General features: G+C 67.0%; 8 protein-coding genes. 7 read left to right on the top strand and 1 reads right to left on the bottom strand.

Translation table 11 applies throughout. The features are described 5' to 3' along the window. Window positions 1-213 (top strand): hypothetical protein (locus KVT39_RS21810; protein ID WP_217590167.1); only part of this gene is annotated, 213 nt, incomplete at its 5' end. A 312-nt stretch (window positions 214-525) separates the two neighbouring features. On the opposite strand, the gene KVT39_RS21805 is transcribed toward KVT39_RS21810, so the two are convergent. Further along, window positions 526-1,791: an SGNH/GDSL hydrolase family protein gene (locus KVT39_RS21805; protein ID WP_175748170.1), complete on the bottom strand. Its 1,266-nt coding sequence runs from the start codon at window positions 1,789-1,791 to the stop codon at window positions 526-528. 199 nt (window positions 1,792-1,990) lie between these two features. Between KVT39_RS21805 and paaA the strand changes: the two genes are divergently transcribed. The 6 genes from paaA (at window position 1,991) to KVT39_RS21775 (ending at window position 6,756) form a co-directional block, all read left to right on the top strand. After that, the gene (gene paaA / locus KVT39_RS21800; RefSeq protein WP_034183965.1) at window positions 1,991-2,989 is read left to right on the top strand and encodes a 1,2-phenylacetyl-CoA epoxidase subunit PaaA; all 999 of its coding nucleotides are present in this window, start codon (window positions 1,991-1,993) and stop codon (window positions 2,987-2,989) included. A 35-nt stretch (window positions 2,990-3,024) separates the two neighbouring features. Continuing rightward, on the top strand, window positions 3,025-3,309 hold the full coding sequence (gene paaB / locus KVT39_RS21795) for a 1,2-phenylacetyl-CoA epoxidase subunit PaaB (RefSeq protein WP_010092957.1): 285 nt from the start codon (window positions 3,025-3,027) through the stop codon (window positions 3,307-3,309). Between the two features lie 10 nt (window positions 3,310-3,319). Next, entirely contained in the window at window positions 3,320-4,123 is an 804-nt protein-coding gene (gene paaC / locus KVT39_RS21790; protein ID WP_096472252.1) for a 1,2-phenylacetyl-CoA epoxidase subunit PaaC, read from the top strand. A 25-nt stretch (window positions 4,124-4,148) separates the two neighbouring features. After that, window positions 4,149-4,712, top strand: a complete 564-nt coding sequence (gene paaD / locus KVT39_RS21785; RefSeq protein WP_034183963.1) for a 1,2-phenylacetyl-CoA epoxidase subunit PaaD — start codon at window positions 4,149-4,151, stop codon at window positions 4,710-4,712. Window positions 4,713-4,714: 2 nt separating this feature from the next. Next, entirely contained in the window at window positions 4,715-5,803 is a 1,089-nt protein-coding gene (paaE, locus tag KVT39_RS21780) for a 1,2-phenylacetyl-CoA epoxidase subunit PaaE (RefSeq protein WP_034183962.1), read from the top strand. Window positions 5,804-5,931: 128 nt separating this feature from the next. Beyond that, window positions 5,932-6,756 (top strand): DUF1835 domain-containing protein, encoded by an 825-nt coding sequence (locus KVT39_RS21775; protein ID WP_217590166.1) that lies wholly within the window; start codon window positions 5,932-5,934, stop codon window positions 6,754-6,756. Window positions 6,757-6,770 lie beyond the last annotated feature (14 nt).

The following is a 6,770-nucleotide window of genomic DNA, read 5'->3' as shown; positions in this document are numbered from 1 at the left end:
TCACTCAAAGCTGACAGGAATATGAATTGCTTCATAAACCTGACTTACTTTAGTGTGAGACTCTTGATACTTTCGCTTTCTGATCCGAAGATCAGCTCGCTGCCATCAAGCGCCCACACTTATCGGCTGTTAATTTTTAAAGAGCATGTCTGCGAGAAACTTCGTGTTTCTCAGCAGCGCTGCGTTTTCAGCAGCAGAGAAGCGAGATTATGAACCGTGTTTCGCAGCTCGTCAACAACTTTTTAACTGCTTCGTTGCGACTGCGGGGTTCATCTTCTTGCGCCAGCCGTGCACCCAACCCGCTGCACACCACCGACTTCGCTTCCCTCTCCCGCGCCGCGTTTCCGTTAGCGCGAAAGAGGCGTGATTCTATGCACCCCGCACCCTTCGCGCAAGCCCCTTCGTGAAATTATTTTGAAAAAGCCACCGTGCGCTCGCGCGCACGGTGGCTTTGAACAGAATGGGCCGGGTGTCGCTATTGGCGTCCAGACCGCCGGCAACGCTTCCTCTATATATAGGAGCGCGTCACTTGCCGCCCACGGCAGCCTGCAACTGCTCGACCGGTACCGCGTCGGCCATTGCCGTGTAGCCCGCATCGCTCGGATGGATGCCGTCGCCGCTGTCGTATCGACGCTGCAGCACGCTCGGGCGCGCCGGATCGCGCAGCACCGCATCGAAGTCGACCACGCCGTCGAACCCTCCACCACTCCGGATCCACCGGTTCACCTCGAGCCGGATCGCCTCGCGCCCGGCCGGCAACCCGGCCGGCGTGAGCGTCGCGCCGAAGACCTTCACACCCTGGCGGTGTGCCGCGTCGATCAGCCGACCATAGCCGTCGATCAGCGACGCGGCCGTGACCTGTGTGTGCGGATGGTCGCAATCGAGCCCCGCGCGCGGCGGCATCGCCGCGAAGTTGATGTCGTTGATCCCGATCAGCACGACCGCTGCCTTCACGCCCGCGCGCGACAGCGCATCGCGCTCGAACCGCGCCCCCAGCGACGTGCCGTAGCACGCGGAATCGCTGAGCAGCCGGTTCCCGCTGATGCCGAGATTCACAACGCCGATCGAATCGGCGCCCGACGCCGCCAGCCGACGCGCGAGCGCGTCCGGCCAGCGGCGGTTCCGGTTCACGCTCGAACGCAGCCCGTCGGTGATCGAATCGCCGATCGCGGCTACGCTGGCGCGCGCGGAACCGGCCTCGACGGCCAGCTCGGTCACCCATGCGTATTGGGTAAAACGGGTGCGGAACGCGGCGGCGCCCGGATCGTTCACGTGATCGCCCGGCGCAGAGACATAGTTGAACTGGTTCGACACACGGTGCCAGACCATCATCCGTTGATTCGGTCCCATCTGGAGACTGATGGCATATGGTTGCCCCGCCGCCACGTCGATCGCCACCGGATCGCTTTCGAGTTCCTGGCCCGGCGCGAGCGTGACCGACGCCTTGCCGCCGAACCGGACCGGCACGGCCGCGCCGCCGGCGAGTGCAGCGCCGCTGCCGGCGCGCGCGAGGCTCGCGGCCTCGACGACCAGCGGTGCGTGACCGTATGCATTGCTCATGCGAATTCGCGCGGCCCGTCCCGACACCGTCGGGTAGACGATCTGGCGCACGGTACGCCCGGCCACGTCGGGTGCGCGATAAAGCGGCGGCGGTGCGGCAAGGTCGGGAATCGGCTGCAACGCGGTCGCCCACGCGGCGACCCATCCCGCCGGCGCGGCCGAAGCCGCGAACGGCGACACGAAAACGGCCGCGCCCAGCACGGCCGCGGCGAAACTGCTTCGGAATGACATCAGCAAAATCCTCATCGGAAAGCGGGCATTGTGCCGCAGAAGACGCGCGACTCACGCGGCGGTCCGCGCTCGCGCAACCTGATCAGGCCCCCACGTCCCTCGTTTACCCGAGTCCCGCTGCAAATCCGCAAGAAATTTATTAACCGACCGGTCGGTTGGTTTATACTGCGCACACATTCAACCGGACGAGAATCTCGCTATGTACACGCAATCCCTCGACATCCCCGGCAACGTCGCGCCACTCGACGCCGCAGCCGAGTCGCCCGAGCAGGCGCGGTTCGATGCGGTGATGGCCGCGGACGGCAAGATCGAACCGCAAGACTGGATGCCCGACGCCTATCGCAAGACGCTGGTTCGCCAGATCTCGCAGCACGCGCATTCGGAAGTCGTCGGCATGCTGCCGGAAGGCAACTGGATCTCGCGCGCGCCGAGCCTGAAGCGCAAGGCGATCCTGCTCGCAAAGGTCCAGGACGAAGCCGGCCACGGCCTCTATCTTTATAGCGCGGTCGAAACGCTCGGCGTGTCGCGCGATTCGCTGATCGACGCGCTGCACGCAGGCAAGGCGAAATACTCGAGCATCTTCAACTACCCGACGCCGACCTGGGCGGACGTCGGCGTGATCGGCTGGCTCGTCGACGGCGCCGCGATCATGAACCAGATCCCGCTGTGCCGCTGCACGTATGGCCCGTACGCGCGCGCAATGATCCGCGTGTGCAAGGAGGAGTCGTTCCACCAGCGCCAGGGTTTCGACGCGCTGCTGTCGATGATGAAGGGCAGCGACGCGCAGCGCGCGATGGTGCAGCAGGCCGTGAACCGCTGGTGGTGGCCGGTGCTGATGATGTTCGGCCCGAGCGACGCCGATTCGGTCCACAGCAGCCAGTCCGCGAAATGGGGCATCAAGCGGATCTCGAACGACGACCTGCGGCAGAAGTTCGTCGACGCGACAGTCGACCAGGCAAAGGTGCTCGGCGTCACGCTGCCCGATCCCGACCTGAAGTGGAACGACGCGCGCGGCCACCATGACTACGGCACGATCGACTGGGACGAATTCTGGCGCGTGGTCAACGGCGACGGCCCGTGCAACAAGGAACGCCTCGCGACCCGCGTGAAAGCGCACGAGGACGGCGCATGGGTACGCGAAGCCGCGCTCGCGCACGAAGCGAAGCGCCGCGCCCGCGCCGAACAGCACGCCGCCTGAGCGGCACCATCGAATTCAGGAATCAGGAGAAAGTGATGAACAAGGAATGGCCGATCTGGGAAGTGTTCGTGCGCAGCAAGCAGGGCCTCGATCACAAGCATTGCGGCAGCCTGCACGCCGCCGACGCGTCGATGGCGCTGCGCATGGCGCGCGACGTCTACACGCGCCGCCAGGAAGGCGTGAGCATCTGGGTGGTGCCGTCGTCGGCGATCACCGCATCGGATCCGAACGAGAAGGCCGAACTGTTCGAGCCGGCGGGCGACAAGATCTACCGTCACCCGACGTTCTACACGCTGCCCGACGAAGTCAACCACATGTAACGCCCGCGCCATGACGATCACGCCCGAACACCTCTCCTACGTGCTGCGCCTCGCGGACAACGCGCTGATCCTCGGTCAGCGCAACGCCGAATGGTGCGGCCACGGCCCGATCCTCGAGGAAGACATCGCGCTCACCAACATGAGCCTCGACCTCATCGGCCAGGCGCGCATGCTGTATACGCACGCGGCCGAACTCGAGCGTCAGCTCACCGGCGCGACGAAGACCGAGGACGACTACGCGTACTTCCGTACCGAGCGCGAGTTCGCGAACTTCACGCTCGCCGAGCTGCCGCACTACGGCCCGGTCTCCGGCACCGCGCACGCCGACAAGGACTACGCGGTGACGATCGTGCGCAACTTCCTCTATGCGGCGCTGATGCTGCACGTGTGGACCGCGCTGGAAACGTCGACCGACACGCAACTCGCCGCGATCGCCGCGAAATCGGTGAAGGAAACCCGCTATCACGTGCAGCACGCACGCGAGTGGCTCGTTCGCCTCGGCGACGGCACCGACGAATCGCACCGTCGCGCGCAGGATGCGCTCGACTACCTGACCCCGTACACGCGCGAATTCTTCGCAGCCGATGCGATCGACGACGCGATCGCCGCACCGGGCATCGGCCCGGCGCCGGCCGCGATCGAAGCCGCATGGCGCGCGGACGTGGACGATGCGCTCGCCGAGGCGACGCTCACGCTGCCGGCGCCCGTGATGCACGTGACGACCGGCAAGCAGGGCGAGCACTCGGAGCACATGGGCTACCTGCTCGCGGAAATGCAGAGCCTCGCGCGCCAGCACCCCGGCGCGACCTGGTAACCGGCCAACGCCACGGAGCCCGACGATGTCCGTCCAGACCGCCGCCCCCGCCGACGCCGCGCCCGCCGCGCGTCACGACGATCCGCTGCTCGCCCGTGCATGGGACGTGCTGGAAGCCGTGCCCGACCCCGAGATTCCGGTCGTGTCGATCCGCGAGCTCGGCATCCTGCGCGACGTCCGCCGCGCGGACGACGGCCTGCTCGAAGTCGTGATCACGCCGACCTACTCGGGCTGCCCGGCCATGTCGCAGATCGCCGAGGATGTCGCCGCCGCGCTGCAGGCGGCCGGCCTCCCGCCGCACCGGATCGAGACGGTGCTCGCGCCCGCGTGGACGACCGACTGGATCACGCAGGAAGCGCGAGACAAGCTGCGCGCGTACGGCATCGCGCCGCCGGTCGGCCAGTGCGGCAGCGCCGCGCCGCGGGAAAACGTCGTGCGCTTCGTGCCGCGGCCCGTCGCGGCACCCGCCTGCCCGCGCTGCGGCTCCACCCGCACCGAGCGTCTCGCGCAATTCGCGTCCACGGCCTGCAAGGCACTGTATCGCTGCGTCGACTGCCGCGAACCCTTCGACTACTTCAAACCCTACTGAATATGGCGACCCCGCAATTTCATCCGCTGCGTATCCGCGACGTGCGGCCCGAGACCGCCGACGCCGTCACCGTCTCCTTCGACGTGCCGCCGGAGTTGCGCGACGCGTACCGCTTCACGCAAGGCCAGTTCGTCACGCTGAAGACCCACATCGACGGCGAGGAGACGCGCCGCTCGTATTCGATCTGCGTCGGCACGACGGACTACGACCGCGACGGCGAACTGCGCATCGGCATCAAGCGCGTGCGCGGTGGCCGCTTCTCGAACTTCGCGTTCGATACGCTGAAACCGGGCCATACGATCGACGTGATGACGCCGGACGGCCGCTTCTTCACGCACCTGAACGCGGACCACGGCAAGCAGTACGTCGCGTTTTCCGGCGGCTCGGGGATCACGCCCGTGCTCGCGATCGTGAAGACGACGCTCGAACTCGAGCCGCGCAGCACGTTCACGCTGATCTACGGCAACCGCAGCGTCGACGCGATCATGTTCGCGGAGGAGCTCGAGGACCTGAAGAACCGCTACATGAACCGCTTCGTCCTCTATCACGTGCTGTCGGACGACCAGCAGGACGTCGAACTGTTCAACGGCGTGCTCGACCAGGCGAAATGCGCGGAATTCCTCGCTACGCTGATGCCGGCCGACGCGATCGACGAGGCGTTCATCTGCGGCCCCGCGCCGATGATGGATGCGGCCGAAGCGGCGCTGAAGGCGGCCGGCGTGCCGCAGGCGAAGGTGCATGTCGAGCGCTTCGGCACGCCGCTGCCGCAGGCCGGCGCGCCGGTCGTCGAGATCACCGACCAGACGCCGGCCGCCGAGCTGGAAATCGTGCTCGACGGCAAGAAGCGCAAGCTGCGCCTGCCGTACGAAGGCGTGAGCCTGCTCGACGTCGGCCTGCGCGCGGGCCTCGCGCTGCCGTACGCGTGCAAGGGCGGCGTGTGCTGCACGTGCCGCGCGAAGGTGATCGAGGGCGAAGTGCGGATGGAGAAGAACTACACGCTCGAGGCGCACGAAGTGAAGGACGGTTTCGTGCTCACGTGCCAGTGCCATCCGATCAGCGACAAGGTCGTCGTGAGCTTCGACGAGCGTTGAGCGGCATCGCGTCGCGGCGCCGGACGGTTTCTCGCCGTCACACATCTCGCTTACACTAGGGGCCGCCGGCCGGCTGGACATCGCAACGTCCGCCCGGCCGGCGGCTTTCTTTTGTTGACGACAGGCCGATGAGTACCATTCATGTGATTCAGGGCGGCACCGCCGCCGCGTCGCTGAGCGAGGCACTCGCGCAAGCCGGACGCGACGAGCGCGTCGTTGGATTGCTCGACGATCTCGGCGTCGGGCCGCTGAAGGGCGCCGACGAGACGCCCGACACGCGCGCCGCCTTCTGGGAGCGCGTGCTCGGCGACCAGATCCCCGACTGGAACGCGGAAATCGAAGACGAATTCGCGCGCCTCGACCAGCTCGCGATGGATGCGGGCCAGGTGGTCGTGTGGCACGCGCCGAGCGTCGGCGACAAGCTGCTGCTGCGCCGCGTCGCCTATCACCTGCGCAATGTCCCGCAGCGCCTGAACGAAGTGCGGCTGTCGGCCGCCGATCTCGACTCGGCGCAACGCGCATCGTTGTCGCGCACCGACCAGGCATGCTCGACCGGGATGTTCTCGCCCGCGGAACTGGCGCGGAAACGGCCGGCGGCCGCGCCGATCTCGGTGCTGCGGATCGGCCGCCTCGCGCTCGAATGGCAGGAAGCGAAGCACCTGAACGCCGAACTTCGCTATTGGGTCAGCAACACGATCAAGAGCGGCTACTACGCCGATCTCGACGCGCTGATCGTCGCGCGCGCGGAAACCGACTGGCTGCCCGCGCGGCGCCTCGTCGGCAGCATCATGGCCGACGCCGACCGCGGCAGCCTGTTCGTCAGCGACTCGATCGCCTGGTGGCGCTGCCGCGAACTCGCGGCGGCCGGCCGGCTCGAGCTGCAGGACGACGCGCCCGCCGCCCTCTCTTTCACGCAGGTGCGCGCGGCCCGCGCGGCCACCGCGCACCGCTAATCTTCCGCATTCGA

Origin of the sequence: Burkholderia sp. GbtcB21, assembly GCF_019091065.1 — a bacterium.
Classification (GTDB): domain Bacteria; phylum Pseudomonadota; class Gammaproteobacteria; order Burkholderiales; family Burkholderiaceae; genus Burkholderia; species Burkholderia pyrrocinia_C.
This window is presented reverse-complemented; position numbering and strand designations above follow the sequence as displayed.

Excerpts from the sequence above, each read along its gene's own strand:
- KVT39_RS21805 (WP_175748170.1), bottom strand. The coding sequence starts at position 1,791 with ATGTCATTCCGAAGCAGTTTCGCCGCGGCCGTGCTGGGCGCGGCCGTT.
- paaA (WP_034183965.1), top strand. The coding sequence starts at position 1,991 with ATGTACACGCAATCCCTCGACATCCCCGGCAACGTCGCGCCACTCGAC.
- paaB (WP_010092957.1), top strand. The coding sequence starts at position 3,025 with ATGAACAAGGAATGGCCGATCTGGGAAGTGTTCGTGCGCAGCAAGCAG.
- paaC (WP_096472252.1), top strand. The coding sequence starts at position 3,320 with ATGACGATCACGCCCGAACACCTCTCCTACGTGCTGCGCCTCGCGGAC.
- paaD (WP_034183963.1), top strand. The coding sequence starts at position 4,149 with ATGTCCGTCCAGACCGCCGCCCCCGCCGACGCCGCGCCCGCCGCGCGT.
- paaE (WP_034183962.1), top strand. The coding sequence starts at position 4,715 with ATGGCGACCCCGCAATTTCATCCGCTGCGTATCCGCGACGTGCGGCCC.
- KVT39_RS21775 (WP_217590166.1), top strand. The coding sequence starts at position 5,932 with ATGAGTACCATTCATGTGATTCAGGGCGGCACCGCCGCCGCGTCGCTG.